Genomic DNA, 20,931 nt, shown 5'->3' with positions numbered 1-20,931 from the left:
TCTCCTCGATTGCCCTCGCGATGGCGGTGCGCAACGCCATCGTCAATGCGGTCTGGCGCGGTTCAGGTGAGCCGGGCTAGAGCGGCGCCATGATCCTTCGCCTGTTTCCTGCGTTCGCTCTCCTCGCCGTTCCGGCCGTGGCTCAGCCAGTCGTTTCCGAACAGGCGCCGCTGTCACTGCAACAGGCTTCAGCCCTGCGGTGTTCGGCCGCGTTCGCACTCGGCTCGGCGATCCAGGGGCGCGGCGAGAAGACCGACTGGCCCGTTCTCGGGACGCGCGGTCGTGAATTCTTCGTGCGCGCATCGGCGCAAGTGATGGACGAGACGGGACGCAGCCGCGAGTCGGTGGCGGCGTCGATTTCCGAATACGCACGTTTGCTTTCCGACCGGTCGGCGCTCGATGCCGCGATGCCGCCGTGCCTTCTCCTTCTCGACGCGTCGGGGCTCTGACACGGCGGGTTGAACGGGCCGTTCAGCGCGGTGCAAGCGCGCATGAACTATGCTGTTCGCCGATTCGTCAGCCTTTCGATCGCCGGAGCAATGCCCATGCGCGTCCTGACCCGTACTCTTGCCGTCCTTGCGATTGCGGCACCGATGCCCGCGCTCGCGCAGGCGAGCGATACCGAAATCGCTACCTCCGAGATCGAGTCCACGCTCAAGAATCCGGCGATGCAGGCCGCCGTTGCCGAAGGCATGGCCGCGGCGAGCGAAGCGTTGCTCGACCTTCCCCTTGCGCCGCTCGCCAAGGCAGTCGCCGAAGCGGCTGGCGAAGATCCCGACGACGTCGATCCCGATATGACCCTGCGCAGCGTTTCGCCCGATGCCGAGGACGTGCCCGGCAAGGTCCGCGAGAGTCTTCCGCGGATGATGGGCGCCATGGGTTCGATGGCTGGCGGCATGGGCGCGATGATTCCCGCCTTGCGCGAGATGGCCGAGCGCATGCGCGCGGCGATGGACGAAGCCAGCGCGCGTTACTGACGGTTTTCGCCGTCTAATTCTTTCCTGCCGGTGGATTTGCGCCCGTGCGTCGTGCATGAGCGCGGGGTCATGTGGCGCCTCTACCAGTTCCCCCTTTGCCCGTTCAGCCGCAAGGTCCGCCTGCTGCTGAGCGAGAAGGGCGTCGGGTACGAATTGTGGCGCGAGAATCCCTGGGATCCGTCCGAGGGTTTCTGGCGCCTCAATGCAGCCGGCCGCACCCCGGTGCTCGAAGACAAGGGCAAGGGGATCGTCCTCGCCGACAGCCGGGCGATCTGCGAATACTTCGAAGAAACGGTCGACAAGTCGGCGATGATCAACGGGACGGCCGCCAACCGGGCCGAGATCCGCCGCCTTGTCGCGCTGTTCGACGAGAACTTCTACGGCGACGTGGTTGCGCCGTTGCTGCACGAGCGAATGAAGAAGCGCATCGTTCTGCGCCAGCCGCCCGACAGCCGGGTCCTGCGCGAAGCGATGAAACTGGCGCACGAGCACCTGGAGTACGTCGATTGGCTGGTCGAAACCCGCGCCTGGCTTGCAGGATCGACGATGAGCCTGGCCGACCTTGCGGCGGCGGCGCAGATTTCGGTCGCCGACTATCTCGGGGGGATCGACTGGACCGGCCACGACGAGGCGCGAGGCTGGTATGCCGTGTTCAAGAGCCGACCGAGCTTCCGCCCCCTGTTGACCGAGCGGATGGAAGTCATCCAGCCTCCCGCCCACTACGCCAAGGTGGATGGTTGAGGAGCGCCGGTCGGCACCCCATATTCCTCGGCAAGGAGACCTGCCGATGACTATCGATTTCCCGAACCTGACCGCTGAAGAGTGGCGGCAGAAGCTGAGCCCCGAGCAGTTTCACGTTCTGCGTGAGAAGGGCACCGAACGGGCCTTCACCGGCAAGTACGACAGGAATTACGCGCCGGGCGAGTATTCGTGCGCCGGCTGTGGCCAGCGCCTCTTCGAAAGCGACGACAAGTACGACAGCGGCTGCGGCTGGCCCGCTTTCACCGCTCCGGCAGAAGGGAGCGCGATCACGGAGCACCGCGACCTCAGCCATGGCATGATCCGCACCGAAGTCGTCTGCTCCAATTGCGCCGGGCATCTCGGCCACGTGTTCCCGGACGGACCGCGCGACGCGGGCGGCCTGCGTTATTGCATCAATTCTGCAGCGCTGAACTTCGCGCCGAAGGAATAGCCGTTCACGCGGGGTTCCACTTGGCCTATGCACCCCGCGCACGTGGTGGATTGAGGGTGCGGGACAGGTAGATGGCGGAGAGGGGAAGCCGGCGCGCGGCGGCCAAGACGCAGCGACGGCGACAATCGGCGGCACCCAAGGACGAGCCGACCGGCTGGCGTCTGTGGGTGCGCCGCGGTCTCATCTGGGGTGGCGGCGCCACTATCCTGGGGGTGATCTTCCTCGCGCTCGCGGTGGTATTCGCGGCGCGCTCCTTGCCGAGCTATTCGGCGCTCAAGGCAACGCAGCCGGGCCAGACGATCGTCGTGCGTGCGCGCGACGGCAGTGAACTGGTCGAACTCGGGCCAAGCTACGGCAAATGGCTCGACAGCTCGCAGATCCCCGAAGTCATGAAGGACGCGATGGTCTCGGTAGAAGACCGGCGCTTCTTCTCGCATCCCGGCATCGATCCGATCGGGCTCGTGCGCGCCGTGTATGTCTGGATCACCGGCGACCGCCGACTGGGCGCGACCTCGACCATCACCCAGCAGCTGGCGCGTAACCTGTTCCTCAATTCCAACCGTTCGATTGACCGCAAGCTGCGCGAGATCGTGCTGGCGATGGCGCTCGAGACCAAGTTCTCGAAACAGCAGATTCTCGAGCTCTATCTCAACAAGGTCTACTTCGGCGGCGGTGCCTACGGGGTCGATTCGGCCAGCCGCAAGTTCTTCAGTCACGACGCGACCGACCTCTCGGTGGCCGAAGCGGCGATCATCGCCGGGCTGGTCAAGGCGCCGAGCCGCTATTCGCCGACCGCAGACGTCGATGCGGCAGTCGGCCGCGCGAACGTCGTGCTTCGGCTCATGCGCGAGCAGGGACGGATCAGCGCGAGCGAAGCGCAGGTCGACCCTTCGACCGTCAAGCTCAAGAAGGACGCGAGCCAGAACTCGGTCCGTTACTTCACCGACTGGGCGCTGCCGCAGCTCGAGATACTTCTGCCCGAGACGTTCGAACCGATCGAGGTGTGGACCACGCTCGATGTCGGCATGCAGCAGGCGGCCGCGACGGCTATTTCCTCAAACGTCCCGAAGGGGACGCAAGGGGCACTCGTCAGCATGGATCGCGATGGGGCTATCCTGGCGATGGTCGGCGGGACCGATTACGTCACCTCGAACTACAACCGCGCGACCGAGGCTGTCCGCCAGCCGGGGTCTGCGTGGAAGTTGTTCGTCTACCTCGCCGCGCTCGAGGCCGGTTACACCCCTGAAGACCGGGTGAAGGATGTGCCGGTGACGATCGACGGCTGGAGCCCGCGCAATTCGGGCGGAGGGTACGCCGGCGAAATCGACGTGCGCACGGCGTTTGCTTATTCGAAAAACACGGTCGCCGCGCAGTTGGGCAACGAGGTCGGCTTCGGTACGGTCGCCTCGATGGCCCGGCGGTTCGGAATCACGACCCCCGTTTCGACCTATCCCTCGATGGTTCTCGGCAGCAGCGAGACCCGCGTGCTGGACATGACCCGCGCCTTCGCCAGCGTCTCCGCGGGCGGGACCAGCCTGGAGCCCTACGGCATCGTCAAGGTCACCACCACCGATGGCGACCTCCTCTACCAGCACGAACAGCGGAGTTCGACGCGGCTTGTCCCAGATTACGTGGCCGCCGGAATGACCGACCTGCTGCAGACGGCGGTGAGCACCGGGACCGGGCGCGCGGCACAGATCGGCCGGCCGGTCGCGGGCAAGACGGGAACGACCAGCTCGAACAAGGACGGGTGGTTCCTCGGATTCTCGAGCGGTATCACCACCGGCGTGTGGATGGGCCGCGACGACGCCAAGGCGGTGCCCGGACTGCAGGGTGGAACCGCTCCCGCACGCGCCTTCGCAGCCTACATGCGGTATGCGGTCAAGGATCGACCGGTCGAGCAGTTCGAGACCGATTTGAAGCTTCCCGACTGGCAGCTCGAACCGGACGAGGAGTACATGTTCGGGGGCGACCCGGATGACTATTACTACATCGACGACGCGGGCAATCTTGTCGAACCGCAGCGGCCGGGTCCCGGGCAGGGCCCGCAGGCGGATCAGTTCCCGGTGGAAGGGGAGCAGATACCCGGGCAGCCATCGCGTCGGCCTGCCCCGGTCGACGAGGCGACACAGGCGGCCAGCGACGACTTCCTCAATCGCGCTACCGGTGGAAGGCCTCCTGCGCCGCAGCCGTCACCGCGGCCGCGCCAATCGGCCGTGCCGCCTGCGCCACCCGTCACGAGTCAGCGCCAACCGAGCAATTGACGCTCTATATTCTGTCCGCTCAGCTTAATACTTCCTTCAATCATCCGGACGACAATCGCAGGATAACACAAGGTCGCTCTCGATCCTTCAGTGAAGAGAGTGTTGCGATGTCGTCTTTCAAAAATAGCGAGCGGCGCAAGTCGGTGCGTCATGACACGGCGATTGCCGGGTCGCTCAAGTGCAGTCTCGGCTCCCAGGTCCCCATAACGGTGGTCGATCTCTCCGCGGAGGGTTTCAGCGCCGGAATCAAGGCGCGCGCACCCATGGGAGGGCGTTCGTTCGCGGTGCGGTTCGGCGGGCTCGAACTGCTTGGCGCGTCCTTGCGCTGGAAGGACGATGCCAACGCCGGCTTCGAATTCAACAGGCCGCTGCATCCCGCGGTCCTCGATCACGTGGCGCGGCAGAACCCGCCAGACGGTAACGAAGATTGAGCGAGCAGGAAGAGGGTCGCAGCCCATGTCCAGTCAACAGAGCAAGTCTTTCGATGAAGTCGCCGACGCCATGGGGGCGGTGTGTGACAGGCGCTCTGCCGACCGAATAGAATCGGACGCATGTGCGATCGCGCGCATCCCGGCCAGCCCGCACAGGGTCGAGCTGGTCGACGTCTCACGCACAGGCTGTCGCATCCGCACGATGGACGGAATCGCGGTGCCACAGGGGTCGACGGTCCACCTCGACTTCGGTCCCGGCCGGCGGTTGACCGGACAGGTCATGTGGTCTGCAGCGCGCAGCGCAGGGGTTCGCTTTCACCAGTCGCTGTCGGGGCCGCTAGCCGCGACGCTCGGTGTCGAACCGGCGGTCGATATCAACGTCGAAGCCGAGACCGAAGTGCGTCGCGGTCCGCTCGGACCCGCTTCGCTGCTCCCGCATTGGCTGCGGCGCCTGCTCAGGAAGGCAGCCTGACGAGGGCAAACGAAAACCCGCCGCGGCGTGGGCCGTGGCGGGCTTCCGTTTTGCAGTTCCAGCTACTGCGCGTCAGCGCAGCCGGATGGGCACATAGGTGAGCGGCCGCCCGCGTCTCTGGATTCGGAGCAACACGCTCTCGCGACCGGACGCCTTCGCCTGGCTGACGATCGTCTCCAGATCGGCAACGGTGTTGACCGGGCGATAGTTCGCGGTGACGACGATGTCGCCGCGCTGAAGGCCTTTTTGGCCCACGTCGGCGTTGGGATCGACGCCGAGGATGACCAGGCCGCCGCTGTCGGGCGACACGCCGAGCTGCTGCGCGAAGCGCGGCGTCAGCGGCGAGACCTGCAGGCCCAGGTTCTCGGCAAGCGCTTCGCCGCTGCTCGCGCCGGGGGTCGGACGGTTGTCTTCCTGCTGGTTGTCGCCGTTGAACATCTGCGACTGCGCGAGCTCTTCCTCGCTCGGCCGCTTGCCGACCGTGGCGGTCACCGTGCGGCGCTCGCCCTCGCGATACAGTTCGATGGGGATGCGGGTGCCAGGCTCGATGTTGGCGACCAGGAAGGACAGCGTCTGGTCGCTGGTCACGTCCTTGCCGTTGATCTTCGTCACCACATCTCCAGGCTTGATTCCGGCCTTGTCGGCAGCCTGCCCCGGCTCGACCGACTGGACGAATTCGCCACGGTTCTGCGGCAGGTCGAGTGAATCGGCGAGGTCGCCCGCAACAGGCTGGATCTGGATGCCGAGGTAACCTCGCTCGATGTCCTGGCCGCTGCGCAGTTTCTCGACGATCGGCGCGGCGATCTCGGCGGGGATGGCGAAACCGATGCCCACGCTGCCGCCCGAGGGCGAGAAGATGGCGTTGTTGATGCCGATGACGTTGCCCTGCATGTCGAACAGCGGTCCGCCGGAGTTCCCCCGGTTGATGCTGGCGTCGGTCTGGATGTAACGGTCATACGCGCCGCCCGAGCCGGTGTTGCGGTAGACCGCCGAGACGATGCCCGAGGTTACCGTACCGCCCAGCGCGAAGGGATTGCCGATCGCGATCACCCAGTCGCCCACGCGCGCCTGGCTCGAATCCCCAAATCGAACGAATGGAAACGGCTCACGCCGTTCGATCTTGAGCACCGCCAGGTCGGAAGAGGCGTCGTTACCGATAAGCTTGGCAGGAAACTCGGTCCCGTCGGTCATCGTGACCGTGATTTCCTCGACCTCTCCGCGGCCCTGCGGCGCGATCACGTGGTTGTTGGTGACGACGTAGCCGTCGGCCGAAATGATGAAGCCCGAGCCCAGCGACTGCGCTTCGCGGGTCTGGGGCTGGCCTCCGCCGCGATTGCCGAAGAGGCCCTCGAATGGCGTCCCGGCAAAGGGATTGCCGCCGCTCGAAACCTGGATGCGCTGACGGGTGGAGATGTTGACCACCGCCGGCTGAAGCTGCGCGGTGAGGTCGGCGAAGCTCTCGGGCGCGCCGGCGCGAGGCACCATCCGGGCCATCTGACTGTCGTCGTTCTGCGCCACCTGCGCGCCTGCCGGGTAACCGGTGGCCAGCGTGAGCGCCGCGCCGCCAAGCAGCAGCGCCGAGGTCAGTCCGTAGGAATATCGCACGCGGGTCGTATCCTTGTCTTGCATCTTGCCAATATGTCCCCGCCACCAGAATCTCGTGCGCGGGGCTTAACCGCGATTGAACGCATCGACCAACGGTCAACGCCGTCCGCGGAACTGCTTCAGGTACTCGTTGTCGGGCGAAAGTATGATTGAACTGCCCGATTTTGAGTCCGGCGCGAACGTCGTGTCGTAACTCTGCATCGCGCGGTAGAAGTCGTAGAATTCCGGGTCCTTGCCATAGGCGTCGGCGTAAATCTTCGCGGCCTGGGCCTCGGCCTCGGCACGGATGATCTGCGCGTTCTTGAGGCCTTGCGCACGCAGCGTATCGGCCTCCTGCTTGCGCGCGCTTTGCATCCGGCGGAATGCGGATTCGAGCGGGCTGCCGTCGGGCAGGTCGGCGCGCTTGATGCGCACGTCGATCACCTGCGCGCCGTACTTGCGGGCCTGTGCGTCGAGCTTGGTGCGAATGTTGGCCATCGTCGTCCCGCGCTCGGCCGTTAGAAGCGAGGCGAAGCTGCGCCGACCAAGTTCCTGCCGGACGACCGATGAAAGCACCGCCGAAAGCTGGCTGTCCACCGTCGCGAGGGTGCCTGCGGTCTGTACCATGCGCACCGGGTCTATGATCCGGTAGCGCGCATAAGCATCCACGTTCAGGCGGAGCTGGTCCGTCGAGAGAACCGTCTGCGGCTCCATGTCGACGTTGAGCACGCGCTTGTCGATCCGTTCGACGCGCTCGTAGAACGGAATGCGCATCACGATACCGGCGCCCGTTTCGCCATAGGGAACGTCGGGCTTGAAGCGGTTGGCAACCCGGTCCGGGCGACCCGCCTGGATGATGACCGCTTCCTCGGTCTCGGGCACGACAACCATTGTCGACAGAGCCGCCACGATCGCGACGGCGATCGCGATCAGCGAGTTGCGGTGAGTTTCGAAGAAGGTCTCCATCACTGGGCTCCTTCATTCTGGGCAGGACGCTTGCGGACTTCCTGCAGCGGCAGATACGGCGTCACGCCCTGCGCCTCGATCACGGTCTTGTCGTTGTTGCGGAGCACGCGTTCCATGGTCTCGTAGTAGAGGCGTCGCCGCGTCACTTCTGGTGCCAGCTTGTACTGGGCGTAGATCTTGTCGAACGAAGCGGCATCGCCCTGCGCCCTGGCCAGCACCTGCTGGGCATACAGTTCGGCCTTGTTGATTTCCGCGTCGGCATCCTGCTGCGCGGCGGACACGTCCTTGAACGCTTCCTCGACCTCTTTCGGCGGGTCGGTCTTGCGGATTTGCACGCCCTGAACAGCGATGCCCGACTGGTACGCGTCGAGGATCGCCTGCATGCGAGTGAGCACCGAGCCCTCGATGTCAGCCCGGCCGGCGCCCGACAGGACGTCGTCGAGTTGCTTGGTCGCCACCGAGGCGCGCATTGCGGCTTCGGCAACGTCGCGCAGCGTCGCTTCGGGATCGGCGAGTTCGAAACGGAACTGCTTCAGGTCCTTGATCGACCAGCGGACGATGTAGCTCAGGTCGACGAGGTTCTGATCGCCGGTGAGCATGAGCTTCTGCGCGGTGCCTTCGGGAATCTGCTCGATCCGGAATTCGCTGACCTGTTCGATGTCGACGTTCTGGATCGGCCAGGGGAAGGTCACGTTGAGGCCGGGCGTCAACGTGCGCGAATACTTGCCGAAGGTGGTGACGACACCTTCTTCCTTCGGTCCGACCTGGTGGATCATCGAAAAGCCGAGCCAGACGGCGACGATCGCGCCGATTGCGAGCGGAAACCAGCTCTTCCCGCCGGGGCGCTCGGGCAGACGGAAACCGGGACCGCCGCCGCCGCCGATCGTGCGCCGCGGACCTTCGGGTCCGCGATGCTTGAAGATGTCCTCGATGCTGGCGGAGCGGCGTGGCTCGTCGCCAACAGGAAGCCAGGGGTTGCGCGGCCCCTTGCGCTTGGGCTTGTCGTCCGCAGGGGTATCCGCGGCAGGTTTACCGGGCTGCACGGGATCGTCGCCCGTCGAGGGTACCTCCGGCTCGCCTTCCGGCTTCTTGCCGCCACCCCACGGGCTCTTCCCCGCCATTGCGAGGCCGATCACGCGTCCCAACCCATCATTCATGTCCATGGGGCACTTATAGGAAGCCTCGGCGGGAAAAACAGGGGTGGCAGCTTCGATTTTGCTGCTAGTGCGCGGCGGCATATGGATGAGAAGTCGCTTATCGACCGACTGCCCGACAGCGTCGCGGCGCGCGTCCGGTCGCTCAAGACGCGCGACGGCGTCGTAACCGTTATCCTTGACGGGTCGGGGCTCGATGCGTCGACCCGCGCCGATCTGGAAGGCGCCGTCAGGGACCTGGTCGGACAGGCCGAGGGTGTTAGCGAAGTGCGCGTAGCGGTCATGGCCGACAAGCCTGCCGCCCCGGTCATCATCGCGGTCGGCTCGGGCAAGGGCGGGGTAGGCAAGTCAACGCTCACCGCCAATCTCGCTGTCGCCCTGGCGCGGATGGGCCGAAAGGTCGGACTGGTCGACGCCGATATATATGGGCCGAGCCAGCCCACTCTGCTCGATACCGAAGGCGTCAGGCCCGAAGCGCGCGGGGAGAAGCTCGTCCCCGTGCAGAGCCGTTTCGGCGTGTCGATGCTGTCGATGGGTCATCTCGTCGAGCCCGGGAAGGCGCTCGCCTGGCGCGGGCCGATGGCGTCAGGTGCGCTCGGCCAGCTGATCGACGCGCACTGGGACGGTATCGAGGTGCTGCTGCTCGACCTGCCTCCGGGCACCGGGGACGTGCAGATCACGATGCTCCAGAAGCATCGCCCTGCCGGCGCGGTCATCGTATCGACCCCGCAGGACCTGGCCCTGATCGACGCACAGCGAGCTGCAGAGCTGTTCGCCAAGGGGCCGGTGCCGGTGATCGGGCTGGTCGAGAACATGGCCGGATATACGTGTCCGCATTGCGGCGAGGTCAGCGATCCGTTCGGTCGCGGCGGGGTCGAGTCGGCCGCTCAGGCGGCGGGCCTGCCGTTCCTCGGGCGCATTCCTCTTACGCTGAGCCTGCGCGAAGCAAGCGATGCCGGAAAACCACCGGCGGCCGGCGACGGCGAGGTCGCGTCGGTATTCGCCGCCATCGCCGGCAAGGTCTCCGACTGGCTCGACAAGAGGGCGGCCTAGCGATGCATGTCAGTCGCCGGGGCCTGCTTGCGGGCGCCGCGGTCGGCGGCGGGCTGCTTGTGGCTTGGGGACTTTGGCCACGGGACTACGGCACTCCCCTGACCCCCGGGCGCGGCGAGTGGGCCTATTCGGCGTGGCTGAAGCTGGCGCGTGATGGCGTCCTCACCGTGGCGGTGCCGCAGCTCGAGATGGGGCAGGGCGTGTCCACGATCCTGCCGCAGGTGATCGCCGCCGAGATGGGCGCCGACTGGCGCACCGTCGCGGTGGAGCCGGCGCCGGTTTCGGGCGCCTATCCCAACCTGCCGCTCGCCGCGAAGTGGGCGCCGCTGTGGATGCCCTTTGCCGCAGGTCTCGCGGACGACCCGCGCAAGCTCGTCTTGCGTCGCTGGGCCGAGATGACCGGCTTCACGGCCACCGCCGAAGGGACCTCGCTGGCCGCCTACGAACCCCCCGCGCGCGAAGCGGCGGCGGCAGCACGGGCGATGCTCTGCATGGCAGCGGCGGACCGCTGGGATGTCGCGTGGGAAGAATGCGAGGTTCGCGGCGGGCTCGTCTTTCATGGCGACAAGCACTTCTCGTTCGCGGCGCTCGCGGAGGAGGCAGCGGCCTATGAGCCGCCCGACCCTCCCCCGCTCAACCCGGCGCCCTATGCCGAGGTGCCCGATCCGGTGACCGAGGCCGCGGGCCTGCGCTTCCCCCGCCTCGACCTGCCGGCCAAGGTCGACGGGACATTCCCTTTCGCGGGCGACGTGCGGCTGCCGGGAATGCTCTATGCCGCGATCCGGCATGGCCCGATCGGGGACACGGAACTGCTCGGATACGACGAGGCGGCGGCGAAGGTCCGCGGCTTGCGCCATGTGGTCAAGTCGCGGGGCTGGATCGCAGCGGTGGCCGATACCTGGTGGGCGGCGGAGAAGGCTCTCTCCGCAATGGCGCCGGTCTGGCGCACGACGGGGCGCGCGAGTAGCGAGCGGATCGCTACCGCAATCGACGAGGCGCTGACCAAGGGCGAGGCCAGCCGCGTGGTGACGCGCGGCGCGGGAGATGCCGACAATGGCGAACCCACCGTAACCTATCGCTACGAGATCGCTCCCGCCACGCACGCGACGATCGAAACCGCCTCAGCCACCGCGCGCCTCGCGGATGGAAAGCTGGAGCTGTGGATGGCGACCCAGGCGCCCTCCCATGCCAAGGCGGCCGCGGCGAAGGCAGTCGGCCTGTCCGCCGACGACGCCGTGCTCTACCCGATGGCCGCAGGGGGCAGCTTCGACCGTCGGCTCGAGCACGACCATGCGATCGAAGCCGCGGTGATCGCTTCCGAGGTCGGCGCCCCGGTCCAGCTCGTCTGGTCGCGGTGGCAGGAGCACGTGGCGGGTCGCCCGCGCGCGCCGCTTGCCTGTCTCGCGAGCGCATGGACCGCCCAGGAAGACGGGTCGCCGACCGGGCTCCGGCTGCGGGTGGCGATGCCGTCCACCACCGCCGAGTTCGGCGCGCGGCTGTTCGGGAACAAGACTGCGCTGGCGGCGCGACGCGCAACGGACTCCGCGCCCGATCCGCTGGCGTTCGAGGGTGCGCTGGGACCTTACGCTATCCCGGACATTGCGATCGACCACGTCCCGGTCGACGTCGGCCTGCCGAGCGGGCGAATGCGCGGCAACGCCCCGGCCTATCTTGCTTTCGTGACCGAGAGTTTCATCGACGAGCTTGCCGCTCGCGTCGGGCGCGAGCCGCTGTCTTTCCGAATGGCCATGCTCGGCGGGGATCCGCGGCTTGCCGAGTGCCTCCAGCGGGCCGCCCGCCTCGGCCAATGGGATGGCGGCGCAGGCCAGAGCGGCAACGGGATCGCCTGCTGGCGGATCGGCGACCCCGAAATCGGTGGTCCGGTCGCGCGGATTGCCTGCGTCGCCACTGCCCGGGCGGGAGAAGGCGGCGTCCGGGTTGAAAAACTCTCGGTCGCGGTCGATCTCGGCCGAGTGGTCAATCTCGACATCGCCCGCCAGCAAATCGAGGGGGGGCTGGTCTTCGGAACGAGCCTGGCGACCGGATCGGCGCTGGCGTACGAAGCGGGCCTGCCGACCGCCAGCCGGCTCGCCAGCCTGAACCTGCCGCAGCTGCGCGACTGCCCCGAGATAGCGGTCGAGCTCATCCCCGGCGAGGGCGAACCCGCAGACCCCGGCGAAATCGGCGTCGCGGTCGCACCGCCGGCGATCGCCAACGCGCTCCATTCGGCGACCGGCCTGCGCCTGCGCCGCCTTCCCCTGCTGTCCGAGGGCCTATGACCTGGCAACCCCAATCGCTTCCCGCCGAGCACCCTCCCGTAAAGAGCGGCAGCATCGGCGTGCTGCTGGTCAACCTCGGCACCCCGGACGCGCCGGATGCCAGGAGCGTGAAGCGCTACCTGGCCGAATTCCTCTCCGACCGGCGCGTGGTCGAAATTCCGCCGCTTGTCTGGCAGCCGATCCTGCGCGGGATCATCCTCAATACGCGCCCGAAGAAGAGCGCGCATGCATACAGCCAGGTCTGGACCGAAAGGGGCTCCCCGCTCGCAGCGATAACCGCCGAACAGGCTTCTGCACTGCAGGCGCGGCTGGGCGAGGCAGTGCGCGTCAGGCATGCCATGCGCTATGGCAGGCCCTCGATCGGCGACGAGTTGCAGGCGCTCATGGACGAAGGCTGCGAACGCATCCTGCTGGCTCCGCTTTACCCGCAGTACAGCGGCGCGACGACCGCGACAGTCGTGGACAAGGCTGCGGACAAGCTGCGCGCAATGCGTTGGCAACCCGCCTTGCGCATCCTGCCTCCGTATCACGACGACCCGCTGCATATCGACGCCCTTGCGACCGACCTGGGTGCGCAGCTCGATGCGCTCGACTTCGTACCCGAGGTGCTGTTGCTGAGTTTCCACGGCATGCCCGAGCGGACCCTGCACCTGGGCGATCCGTATCATTGCCAGTGCCGCAAGACCGCGCGGCTGCTCGAAGCCGCGCTCTCCCGTCCCGGCCTGCGCGTGGTCACGACATTCCAGAGCCGCTTCGGGCGCGCCAAGTGGCTCGAACCCGCGACCGACGACACTCTCGAAGCAGAAGCCAGGGCCGGCACCCGCCGACTTGCGGTTGCGGCTCCGGGCTTCTCCGCGGACTGTCTCGAGACGCTGGAAGAGCTGGCCATCCGCGGTCGCGAGCAGTTCGTCGAGGCGGGCGGCACCCACTATGCCGCGCTCGCCTGCCTCAACGCGGGCGAGGTGGGAATGACGATGCTCGAGGGTCTGGTGCGGCGCGAGCTTGCGGGCTGGCTCTAGGCCACTTACAACAGGGTAAGTTTCAAGGAGCTACCCATGGCCACGCTCGCCGAACCGCCCATCCGGACTAACCCGACCGACGAGATTCCGCCTGCGAACTGGCGCGTGGGCCATCCCGACGACGCGGCGCTTGCCCACATTCCGGGTGAACGCGGTCTCCCGCTCGTGGGCAATACGTTTCGCCTGCTGGCGGACCCGATCGCTTTCGGCTGGCGCATGTACCGGACCTATGGACCCGTCTACAAGAACTGGGCGCTCGGCGGCTGGCATGTCGCGCTGATCGGCGCAGAGGCCAACGAGATGATCCTGATGGATCGGGACAAGATCTTCAGCTCGGAACAGGGCTGGGGGCCGACGCTGCACAGGCTGTTTCCGCGCGGCCTTATGCTGATGGATTTCGAGCACCACCGCGTCGACCGGCGGGCTTTGTCGATCGCCTTCAAGCCCGAGCCGATGCGCCACTACGCCGCAGCACTCGATCGGGGCATCGCTTCGGAAGTCGCCGGATGGACCGGGGACATGCTGTTCTACCCGGCGATCAAGCAGCTGACGCTTGACCTGGCGGCAGAGAGCTTCCTGGGCGGGGGATTGGGACCGGACGCGCCGAAGATCAACCAGGCCTTCGTCGACATGGTGCAGGCCTCGGTCGCGCCGATACGCCGGCCACTTCCCTTCACCCAGATGAAGCGCGGGGTGGACGGACGGTCTTACCTCGTCGACCTGTTCACGCGCGAAACCCATCGTCGGCGCGCGGGCGAAGGGCTGGGGCAGGACATGTTCAGCCAGTTCGCCACCGCGATAAGAGAGGACGGGTCGCTGCTCCCCGTCGACGCGGTGGTCGACCACATGAATTTCCTGATGATGGCGGCGCACGACACGATCACCTCGTCGGCCACCTCGTTGGTGTGGCTGCTTGCGAAGAACCCGGAATGGCAGGAAAGGCTGCGGCAGGAAATCCTTGCCGTGACCGGCGGGCCCGATGCATCGGGAACTCCGCGCGGCGCCGCATACGATGACCTCGGAAAGCTCGAACTCGTCGAAATGGCCTTCAAGGAAGCGTTGCGCCTGATTCCCCCGGTCCCCAGCCTGCCGCGCCGCGCGCTGCGCAGCTTCGAGTACAAGGGCTTCCGGATTCCCGCGGGAACCGAGGTCGGGTTCAACGTCTACCTTACCCACCGGCTTGAGGAGCACTGGGGCGACGACGTCGAGGCATTCGATCCGTTGCGCTTCACGCCCGAAAAGGTGAAGGCGCGGCACAAGTATGCCTGGGTGCCGTTCGGCGGTGGGGCGCACATGTGCCTCGGGCTCCACTTCGCCTACATGCAGGTCAAGATCCTCATGGCGCAACTGCTTCAGCGCTACCGGATCGAGGTGGCGGACGGGTACGCGCCCGAATGGCAGCCGTGGCCGATCCCCAAGCCGAAGGACGGGCTGAAGATCACCCTCAAGCCGCTCTAAAAGTCGATCGCGATGCCTTTCCTGACCCAGTCGCCATAGCGGGTGGGGCTCAGGTCCTCGTCGTCGCGCGGCGGTGCCGGCGCGGGCGGCGGGTCGTTCGACCAGTGCGCAGGCTTGGCGAACTCCTTCGGACGTCTGGTTGCGCGTTTCATGGCGGCAAGATGGGCGCGCTGGCGCCCAAGCGCAATCGTCGATAGGGGCCGCGGCATGGCCAAGGTTCAGGGACTTCCCGCGCGCGCCGCCGCGCTGCGCATGCTCGACGCGGTTCTCCGCCGCGGCGAGACGCTCGAGATGGCCGAGCGTGCCTTCGCTAAGGGGCTGACGCAGAGCGACCGCGGTCTCGCCCGCGCGATTGCCAGTGAGACCCTTCGCTGGCTGGTCGATCTCGATGCATTGATCGACGGGGCCACGAAGCAGCGCCTGCCCGACGACGCCAAGCCGCGCACCGTGCTCCGCATGATGCTCGCGCAGGTGCTGCGCCTCGACACGCCGCCGCACGCCGCGATCGCGACGGGTCTCGAACTGCTCGACGGCGGGCCCCGACGGCTCGCGCACGGCGTCTTCTCCGCGTTGACGAAGCAAGGCGCGGGTTTGCCCGAGGTGCCGACATTGCCCGCGGCTCTCGTCGTTCGATGGGGCGAGCGCGCGACCGCGATTGCCGCTGCGCTCGCCGATCCGCCCCCGCTCGACATCGCCCTGAAGGACTGGAGCGCGACCGATCGCTGGGCGGGCGAACTCGGCGGCATCTCCCTCGCGCCGGGTCACGTCCGGCTACCGCGCGGGACCGCTGTCGAGCGGCTTGCGGGGTTTGAAGAGGGCGAGTGGTGGGTGCAGGATCTTGCTGCCTCGCTCCCGGCGCGCCTGTTGGGGCGCGGCGAGGGAAGGGCCGTTCTCGACCTGTGCGCCGCGCCGGGGGGCAAGACGTTGCAACTCGCTGCCGCGGGGTGGCGGGTGACCAGCGTCGACAAGAGCCTCAAGCGCCTCGACCGGCTGGTCGAGAACCTCGAACGGACGGGACTGGCCGCCGAGGTCGTCGCCGCCGACGCGCTGACATGGGAGCCGTCCGCACGGTGGGACGCGATCCTGCTCGATGCGCCATGCACCGCGACCGGCACCTGCCGCCGCCATCCGGACGTGCTCCACCGCATCGGTCCGCGCCAGATCGAAGAGATGGCCGAGCTGCAGGCGGCTATCCTCGATCGCGCCACGAGCTGGCTCACGCCCGGCGGCATGCTGGTTTTCGCGACCTGCTCGCTCGAACCCGAGGAAGGCGAGATGCAGGCTGCGCGGGTTTCGCTCGCTCCGTTCCCCGTCGCTTCCGACGAACTTCCCGCCGGCCTCGAACCCACGGCGGAGGGCTGGCTCCGCACCGATCCGGCGATGCTGGCGGACGCTGGCGGTCTCGACGGCTTCTTCGCTGCCCGCTGGCGCCGCGCAGCCTGATCAAGTCAGCCTGAACGGGGAATGCTGCGCCATTCGTATTGCCTTCAGCGTGAGTCGAGGCCGAAGCTCTCGTCGACGATCCGCGCCGCCATCCGGTCGGAGTCGCCGCCCTCTTCGCTTGCCACCACCGCCTCGAGCGGCGCAGTGAGGCGATAGACCAGCTTGCCTTGCTCGATGGTCCGCGAGGCTTGTCCACGCAGCATCGTCGGAACGACCCGGGTCAGCAGCTTCGAGCCGAACCCCTCCTCTTTCGGCTCATCGGAAAGCGCGGGAGCACCGTATTCCAGCCAGACAAGCTCGAACTGGCTGTGTTTTACATCCCAGCTTACCTCTACATGCGCAGTCTCGGCGGCCGAGAGCCCGTATTTCTGGGTATTGGTGGCGAGTTCATGGAGTGCGAGGCTGATTTGCTGCGCGGCTTCCGGGTTGATGACGAGCGGAGGGCCCGCATAGGTGAAGCGTTCGCCGTAAATCTCTTCGAAGACTCCGAGTCCTTCGTCAACGACTGCATCGAGCTCGATGGATGATTCGTTCTTCCGTTCGATCGACTTGGTGGCGTTGGCGAGTGCGCGGACCCGGCCGAGGAAGACGCCGAGGAATTCTTCTGTGCGCTGCGTGCCCTTCGCCGTCTGAACCGCGAGAGAGTTCACTACTGAAAGCAGGTTGCCGCTCCGATGGACCGCTTCACGCGTTTGCACCGCAAGCACTGCATTCGCTTCCTTCAGTTCCTTCGTCCGCTCTTCCACCTGCCGTTCCAGCGTAGCCAGCGTCGCCTGGTGTGCCGCAATCTCATCGATGAGCCTCGTGTTGGCTGCATTCATCGCGCCAGGTGAGGGAAGGGCGATCAGGTCGGGGATCAGCCTGAATAGAACCACCGCGGTCGTGACGGAGACGAGCCCAGTGGCGAGCTTCACCCAACCAACGTAGGGATAGATCGGATACCACAGGGTCACGATGCCGAGCATGTGAGTCAGGCCGCACAGCAGGATGAAGGATGCGAACAGCACCACGAGCCGCGCCTGTGGCACGTCCTTCCGTTTGCGCAGCACGGTGATGAGGGCGAGCGGAATCGCAGTGTAGGACAGGAAGATCAGCAGGTCTGACCCGGCCCATAGCAGCACGAGCCACGGCTGCCACAAAAGGCACATGCCGTGCGGCATGTAGTTTCCGTACTCGATCACGTGTTCCAAACGGGCATCTCCCGACAGGCGGAGTGACACCGGCGGAATGCCGCCACGCCGAAGCCCGTCAAGTGCGTGTTAGCTCATACCCGTTTCAAGACAAATGCGTGCGGCACGGCGCTGTCTGCCGCCACCGCGTCGATCCCGTCGCTTCGCGGGCCGCTTCCGTCAGGCCGTTTCGCCCTTTACCTTGTTCGCGAAACTCTTCCTGAGCTTCATCAGCTTGGGCGGGATGACCGCCAGGCAATAGGGGTTCCGCTGGCCTTCGCCTTCCCAGTACTCCTGGTGGTAGTCCTCTGCCGGATACCACTCGGCTGGGCCTTCGATTGTCGTGACCGCCTGCTGGCCGGGATGCTCGGCATTCCAGCGCGCGATTGCGGCTTCCGCTTCGGCGCGCTGGGCGTCGTCGAGCGGGAAGATCGCACTGCGGTATTGCGTGCCCACGTCGTTGCCCTGGCGATTCAGCTGGGTCGGATCGTGGGTGCCGAGGAAAACGTCGTAAACCTCGGGAAGGGAAATGACCGCATTATCGAAGGTCACGCGGATTCCCTCGGCGTGCCCGGTGCTGCCCGAGCAGACTTCCTTGTAGGTCGGGTCGGGGACGTGCCCCCCGATATAGCCGCTTTCGACTTCGCTTACGCCCATCACGTCGCGGAACACCGCTTCGGTGCACCAGAAGCACCCGCCAGCAACGATCGCCTGCTCGTTCACATCGTATCTCCTTTGCGCCAGGCGAGATAGGAAGCCGCTTGTCGCTTGTCACGGCGAGCAGCGACGATAGTGTGCGCTGACAACGCTTTTCCCGGGAGAATCTTCATGCGCCGTATCGCGCTCGCCGCCGTTCCGCTCCTCGCCCTCGCCACCACCGCTTCGGCCGATCATCACGCAGCCAAGCCCAAGGCGATGCACGCCAGCGCGAAAGTCTCGGTGAACCCCGACCTCGCCGCGGCGGTCGCCAACCCGCTGCGCGATCCCGACAGGGCGCGCGACCAGTGGCGCAAGCCGGCCGAAACGCTGGCGTTCTTCGGTGTGGAGCCCGGGATGAAGGTCGGCGAATACGCGCCCGGTGGCGAGTGGTATTCCCGGCTCCTCGGCCTTTACCTCGGGCCGAAAGGCCAGCTCGTCGGGCTCTATTTCAATCCGACCTCCGGCCCATTCAACGAAAAGGCGCAGGAAGGAATCCGCGCCGGCGCGGCGAAGTATCCGGCGGACATCGCCGGATGGTCGGGCATTCCCGCGGAACGGTTCATGGGCATGACGCTGGAAAGCATCCCCGACGACCAGAAGGGTACCTTCGATCGCATCCTGGTGATGCGGATGCTGCACAACATGATGCGCTGGAACAATGCCGACAGCGAGATAAAGGCCATGCGCGAACTGCTCAAGTCCGGGGGCATGATCGGTATCGAGCAGCACCGTGCGAAGGCAGACGCACCCTATAGCTTCACCGACGGCAGCAAGGGCTACCTGCGCGAGGCGGACGTGATCAAGTTCATGGAGGTGCACGGTTTCGAGCTGGTCGGCAGCGCGGAGTACAACGCTAATCCGAAGGACCCCGCGAACCACGCCGAGGGCGTCTGGGAGATGAAGCCCTCGTGGCGCACGAAGAAGCCGGAACTGGAGAACCTCGGCGAAACCGACCGCATGACGTTGTTGTTCCGCAAGAGGGCGTGAGGCCGCGAGGCCTCCCCGTCGCTTGATGTAACACTATATCATTCACGGAGAGTTCACATTGCGGCGAAAATAAGGCGGCTTGTGGGGCCGTCTGGATCGGCCTCCTTCTGGGAGAGTCGCCGATGCCCCGCAGTCACCTGATTTTCGCCGCTGCCCTGCCGCTCGCGCTTGCCGCGTGCGGCGATGCCCCTGCCGACCCGCGCGGCGTGGACCGCGGTGAGACGTTGCTCTCCGTCAGCGCGTCCGGGCACGCCGAATCGCGCCCCGACAAAGCTGAATTCCAGGCCGGGATCGAGACGTGGGCCGCTTCGGCCACAGCCGCCAGCGCCGCCAATGCAAAGAAGATCGCCGAGATCGTCCGCGCTCTGGAAGCGAGCGGAGTCCGGGAAAAGGACATCCAGACCCGCGCGGTCAGCGTCCAGCGCGTCGACTGGGGTCCGCGCAAGGGCCAGTTCCAGGCATCGAATGTCGTCAACGTGACGCTGCGCGATGCCGCGAAGATCAGCGAGGCGGTGACCGCGGTCACCGAGGCGGGCGCCAATGTCGTCTCCGGTCCGAACCTGTCGATGACCGACCCCGAAAAGGTCGCCAACCTGGCCTACGCCGATGCCTACAAGTCCGCCAAGCGGCGAGCAGAGGCCTATGCCGAAGCGGCAGGCATGGAAATCTCCCGCGTTCTCTATATCCGCGATGCGGGCGGCCAGCAGGGCCAGCGGTACCTGCGCAGCGCCGACGCCATGATGACGATCGATGTCGAGGAGGCCGCGCAGCCCCGTCCCGTCGCCCCGCCGCCGCCGCCGCCGGTGATCAACACCGCTCCCCGGCCGGAGAGCGGACCGCCGCGGGTGATGCTCGGTACCACTGCATCCGACGTATTCATTCAGGTGGACTTCGCGTTGCGGGAGAAATAACCGGGCAGGCATGCCAGAAGTCACCGTCGCCGCGCTCCAGCTCGACCTCTCGTCCGCCGACGAGACCGAGAACATCGCCGCGGTCTCCGCTCTCGTCGAGGAAGCGGCGAGCCGCGGCGCGCAGATCGTTCTGCCGCCCGAACTCTTTTCCGGCCCGTACTTCTGCAAGGTCGAGGACGAGGAGCTCTTTGCGCTCGCACGGCCGACCGCCGCGCATCCCTCCGTCGTGGCAATGCAAAGGCTCGCCGCGAAGCTCAAGGTCGCGATCCCCACCAGCTTCTTCGAGCGCGACGGACACCACTACTACAACACCTTGGCCATGGTCGGCGCGGACGGCGAAATCCTCGGCACCTACCGCAAAAGCCACATCCCCGACGGGCCCGGCTACGAGGAGAAGTATTATTTCCGTCCCGGGAACGACGGGTTCAAGGTATGGGATCTGTTCGGCACGCGTATCGGCGTCGGGATCTGCTGGGACCAGTGGTACCCGGAAACCGCCCGCGTGATGGCGCTCATGGGCGCCGAGCTTCTCTTCTACCCGACCGCGATCGGCTCCGAGCCCTACGACGCCGACCTCGATACCAGCCGAATGTGGCGCCGCGCCATGCTCGGCCATGCCGTGTCGAACTGCATGCCGGTCATAGCCGCCAACCGGATCGGCACGGAAGACGGGCAGAAATTCTACGGCCACAGCTTCATCGCCGACGAATGGGGCGATTTCCTGTGCGACTATGGTGCCGGGGACACCGGAGCCCTCGTCGCGACCATCGACCTTGCACGCGCCGCGAAGCACCGTGCGGGGATGGGCTTTTTCCGCGATCGCCGCCCGCAGCTCTACGGACGGATCTGCGAGGACGTTTGAGGAGGGCCGGA

21 protein-coding genes are annotated in these 20,931 nt (G+C 66.4%); 15 read left to right on the top strand and 6 right to left on the bottom strand.

Annotation, left to right across the window (positions count from 1 at the left end; all coding sequences use genetic code 11):
* Positions 1–89 precede the first annotated feature (89 nt).
* The 7 genes from A6F68_RS00825 (at position 90) to A6F68_RS00795 (ending at position 5,336) form a co-directional block, all read left to right on the top strand.
* Positions 90–449, top strand: a complete 360-nt coding sequence (locus A6F68_RS00825) for a hypothetical protein (RefSeq protein ID WP_067674995.1) — start codon at positions 90–92, stop codon at positions 447–449.
* 90 nt (positions 450–539) lie between these two features.
* Positions 540–977, top strand: coding sequence for a hypothetical protein (locus A6F68_RS00820; RefSeq protein WP_198152643.1), 438 nt, complete (start codon positions 540–542; stop codon positions 975–977).
* A gap of 69 nt (positions 978–1,046) precedes the next feature.
* Positions 1,047–1,718, top strand: coding sequence for a glutathione S-transferase family protein (locus tag A6F68_RS00815; RefSeq protein ID WP_067674989.1), 672 nt, complete (start codon positions 1,047–1,049; stop codon positions 1,716–1,718).
* Positions 1,719–1,764: 46 nt separating this feature from the next.
* The gene (gene msrB, locus A6F68_RS00810) at positions 1,765–2,169 is read left to right on the top strand and encodes a peptide-methionine (R)-S-oxide reductase MsrB (protein WP_067674985.1); all 405 of its coding nucleotides are present in this window, start codon (positions 1,765–1,767) and stop codon (positions 2,167–2,169) included.
* A 71-nt stretch (positions 2,170–2,240) separates the two neighbouring features.
* The gene (locus tag A6F68_RS00805; RefSeq protein ID WP_067674982.1) at positions 2,241–4,433 is read left to right on the top strand and encodes a transglycosylase domain-containing protein; all 2,193 of its coding nucleotides are present in this window, start codon (positions 2,241–2,243) and stop codon (positions 4,431–4,433) included.
* A complete protein-coding gene (locus A6F68_RS15125) occupies positions 4,430–4,864 on the top strand; it encodes a hypothetical protein (RefSeq protein WP_198152642.1) in 435 nt (144 codons plus the stop codon). Before A6F68_RS00805 ends, A6F68_RS15125 begins: the two co-directional genes overlap by 4 nt.
* A gap of 25 nt (positions 4,865–4,889) precedes the next feature.
* Positions 4,890–5,336, top strand: a complete 447-nt coding sequence (locus A6F68_RS00795; protein ID WP_067674976.1) for a PilZ domain-containing protein — start codon at positions 4,890–4,892, stop codon at positions 5,334–5,336.
* 72 nt (positions 5,337–5,408) lie between these two features.
* Here the strand turns inward: A6F68_RS00795 and A6F68_RS00790 are convergent, their stop codons facing one another.
* From A6F68_RS00790 to hflK, 3 genes are all read right to left on the bottom strand, one after another.
* Positions 5,409–6,965, bottom strand: a complete 1,557-nt coding sequence (locus tag A6F68_RS00790; protein ID WP_084001475.1) for a Do family serine endopeptidase — start codon at positions 6,963–6,965, stop codon at positions 5,409–5,411.
* 72 nt (positions 6,966–7,037) lie between these two features.
* On the bottom strand, positions 7,038–7,886 hold the full coding sequence (gene hflC / locus A6F68_RS00785; protein WP_067674973.1) for a protease modulator HflC: 849 nt from the start codon (positions 7,884–7,886) through the stop codon (positions 7,038–7,040).
* Entirely contained in the window at positions 7,886–9,049 is a 1,164-nt protein-coding gene (hflK, locus tag A6F68_RS00780; RefSeq protein WP_232308172.1) for an FtsH protease activity modulator HflK, read from the bottom strand. The genes hflC and hflK overlap by 1 nt, the downstream gene beginning before the upstream one ends.
* Before the next feature lie 273 nt (positions 9,050–9,322).
* Here hflK and A6F68_RS00775 point away from each other — a divergent pair, with 273 nt between their 5' ends.
* From A6F68_RS00775 to A6F68_RS00760, 4 genes are read left to right on the top strand one after another with little or no spacing between them, the layout of a single operon-like run.
* Positions 9,323–10,093, top strand: coding sequence for an Mrp/NBP35 family ATP-binding protein (locus A6F68_RS00775; RefSeq protein ID WP_232308230.1), 771 nt, complete (start codon positions 9,323–9,325; stop codon positions 10,091–10,093).
* Between the two features lie 2 nt (positions 10,094–10,095).
* Positions 10,096–12,372 carry a molybdopterin cofactor-binding domain-containing protein gene (locus A6F68_RS00770; RefSeq protein ID WP_067674968.1) on the top strand — a complete coding sequence of 759 codons (2,277 nt, stop codon included), beginning with the start codon at positions 10,096–10,098 and terminating at the stop codon, positions 12,370–12,372.
* Positions 12,369–13,391 carry a ferrochelatase gene (gene hemH / locus A6F68_RS00765; RefSeq protein WP_067674965.1) on the top strand — a complete coding sequence of 341 codons (1,023 nt, stop codon included), beginning with the start codon at positions 12,369–12,371 and terminating at the stop codon, positions 13,389–13,391. Before A6F68_RS00770 ends, hemH begins: the two co-directional genes overlap by 4 nt.
* 36 nt (positions 13,392–13,427) lie before the next feature.
* Positions 13,428–14,849: a cytochrome P450 gene (locus A6F68_RS00760; RefSeq protein ID WP_067674962.1), complete on the top strand. Its 1,422-nt coding sequence runs from the start codon at positions 13,428–13,430 to the stop codon at positions 14,847–14,849.
* Here the strand turns inward: A6F68_RS00760 and A6F68_RS00755 are convergent.
* Positions 14,846–15,001 carry a DUF1674 domain-containing protein gene (locus A6F68_RS00755; protein ID WP_084001473.1) on the bottom strand — a complete coding sequence of 52 codons (156 nt, stop codon included), beginning with the start codon at positions 14,999–15,001 and terminating at the stop codon, positions 14,846–14,848. The two genes, A6F68_RS00760 and A6F68_RS00755, sit on opposite strands and share 4 nt — an antisense overlap.
* A 55-nt stretch (positions 15,002–15,056) precedes the next feature.
* Between A6F68_RS00755 and A6F68_RS00750 the strand changes: the two genes are divergently transcribed.
* Positions 15,057–16,292, top strand: coding sequence for an RsmB/NOP family class I SAM-dependent RNA methyltransferase (locus tag A6F68_RS00750; protein ID WP_067674955.1), 1,236 nt, complete (start codon positions 15,057–15,059; stop codon positions 16,290–16,292).
* Positions 16,293–16,336: 44 nt separating this feature from the next.
* On the opposite strand, the gene A6F68_RS00745 is transcribed toward A6F68_RS00750, so the two are convergent.
* Entirely contained in the window at positions 16,337–17,512 is a 1,176-nt protein-coding gene (locus A6F68_RS00745) for a sensor histidine kinase (protein ID WP_157096596.1), read from the bottom strand.
* Positions 17,513–17,641: 129 nt separating this feature from the next.
* Positions 17,642–18,184 carry a peptide-methionine (S)-S-oxide reductase MsrA gene (msrA, locus tag A6F68_RS00740; protein WP_067674949.1) on the bottom strand — a complete coding sequence of 181 codons (543 nt, stop codon included), beginning with the start codon at positions 18,182–18,184 and terminating at the stop codon, positions 17,642–17,644.
* Between the two features lie 105 nt (positions 18,185–18,289).
* Here msrA and A6F68_RS00735 point away from each other — a divergent pair, with 105 nt between their 5' ends.
* The 3 genes from A6F68_RS00735 (at position 18,290) to aguB (ending at position 20,920) form a co-directional block, all read left to right on the top strand.
* Positions 18,290–19,147 carry a class I SAM-dependent methyltransferase gene (locus A6F68_RS00735; RefSeq protein ID WP_067674946.1) on the top strand — a complete coding sequence of 286 codons (858 nt, stop codon included), beginning with the start codon at positions 18,290–18,292 and terminating at the stop codon, positions 19,145–19,147.
* A gap of 122 nt (positions 19,148–19,269) precedes the next feature.
* The gene (locus tag A6F68_RS00730; protein WP_067674943.1) at positions 19,270–20,058 is read left to right on the top strand and encodes an SIMPL domain-containing protein; all 789 of its coding nucleotides are present in this window, start codon (positions 19,270–19,272) and stop codon (positions 20,056–20,058) included.
* 10 nt (positions 20,059–20,068) lie between these two features.
* The gene (gene aguB / locus A6F68_RS00725; protein WP_067674940.1) at positions 20,069–20,920 is read left to right on the top strand and encodes an N-carbamoylputrescine amidase; all 852 of its coding nucleotides are present in this window, start codon (positions 20,069–20,071) and stop codon (positions 20,918–20,920) included.
* Positions 20,921–20,931: the final 11 nt, after the last annotated feature.

The sequence above is a fragment of the Tsuneonella dongtanensis genome, from assembly GCF_001698205.1.
GTDB classification, from domain to species: domain Bacteria; phylum Pseudomonadota; class Alphaproteobacteria; order Sphingomonadales; family Sphingomonadaceae; genus Tsuneonella; species Tsuneonella dongtanensis.
The sequence above is the reverse complement of the archived record's forward strand: the minus strand, read 5'-3'. Positions and strand labels throughout refer to the sequence as shown.

Coding starts and splice junctions, on each gene's coding strand:
- A6F68_RS00825 (WP_067674995.1), top strand. CDS start 90: ATGATCCTTCGCCTGTTTCCTGCGTTCGCTCTCCTCGCCGTTCCGGCC.
- A6F68_RS00820 (WP_198152643.1), top strand. CDS start 540: ATGCCCATGCGCGTCCTGACCCGTACTCTTGCCGTCCTTGCGATTGCG.
- A6F68_RS00815 (WP_067674989.1), top strand. CDS start 1,047: ATGTGGCGCCTCTACCAGTTCCCCCTTTGCCCGTTCAGCCGCAAGGTC.
- msrB (WP_067674985.1), top strand. CDS start 1,765: ATGACTATCGATTTCCCGAACCTGACCGCTGAAGAGTGGCGGCAGAAG.
- A6F68_RS00805 (WP_067674982.1), top strand. CDS start 2,241: ATGGCGGAGAGGGGAAGCCGGCGCGCGGCGGCCAAGACGCAGCGACGG.
- A6F68_RS00795 (WP_067674976.1), top strand. CDS start 4,890: ATGTCCAGTCAACAGAGCAAGTCTTTCGATGAAGTCGCCGACGCCATG.
- A6F68_RS00790 (WP_084001475.1), bottom strand. CDS start 6,965: ATGCAAGACAAGGATACGACCCGCGTGCGATATTCCTACGGACTGACC.
- hflC (WP_067674973.1), bottom strand. CDS start 7,886: ATGGAGACCTTCTTCGAAACTCACCGCAACTCGCTGATCGCGATCGCC.
- hflK (WP_232308172.1), bottom strand. CDS start 9,049: ATGGACATGAATGATGGGTTGGGACGCGTGATCGGCCTCGCAATGGCG.
- A6F68_RS00775 (WP_232308230.1), top strand. CDS start 9,323: ATGGCCGACAAGCCTGCCGCCCCGGTCATCATCGCGGTCGGCTCGGGC.
- A6F68_RS00770 (WP_067674968.1), top strand. CDS start 10,096: ATGCATGTCAGTCGCCGGGGCCTGCTTGCGGGCGCCGCGGTCGGCGGC.
- hemH (WP_067674965.1), top strand. CDS start 12,369: ATGACCTGGCAACCCCAATCGCTTCCCGCCGAGCACCCTCCCGTAAAG.
- A6F68_RS00760 (WP_067674962.1), top strand. CDS start 13,428: ATGGCCACGCTCGCCGAACCGCCCATCCGGACTAACCCGACCGACGAG.
- A6F68_RS00755 (WP_084001473.1), bottom strand. CDS start 15,001: ATGAAACGCGCAACCAGACGTCCGAAGGAGTTCGCCAAGCCTGCGCAC.
- A6F68_RS00750 (WP_067674955.1), top strand. CDS start 15,057: ATGGCCAAGGTTCAGGGACTTCCCGCGCGCGCCGCCGCGCTGCGCATG.
- A6F68_RS00735 (WP_067674946.1), top strand. CDS start 18,290: ATGCGCCGTATCGCGCTCGCCGCCGTTCCGCTCCTCGCCCTCGCCACC.
- A6F68_RS00730 (WP_067674943.1), top strand. CDS start 19,270: ATGCCCCGCAGTCACCTGATTTTCGCCGCTGCCCTGCCGCTCGCGCTT.
- aguB (WP_067674940.1), top strand. CDS start 20,069: ATGCCAGAAGTCACCGTCGCCGCGCTCCAGCTCGACCTCTCGTCCGCC.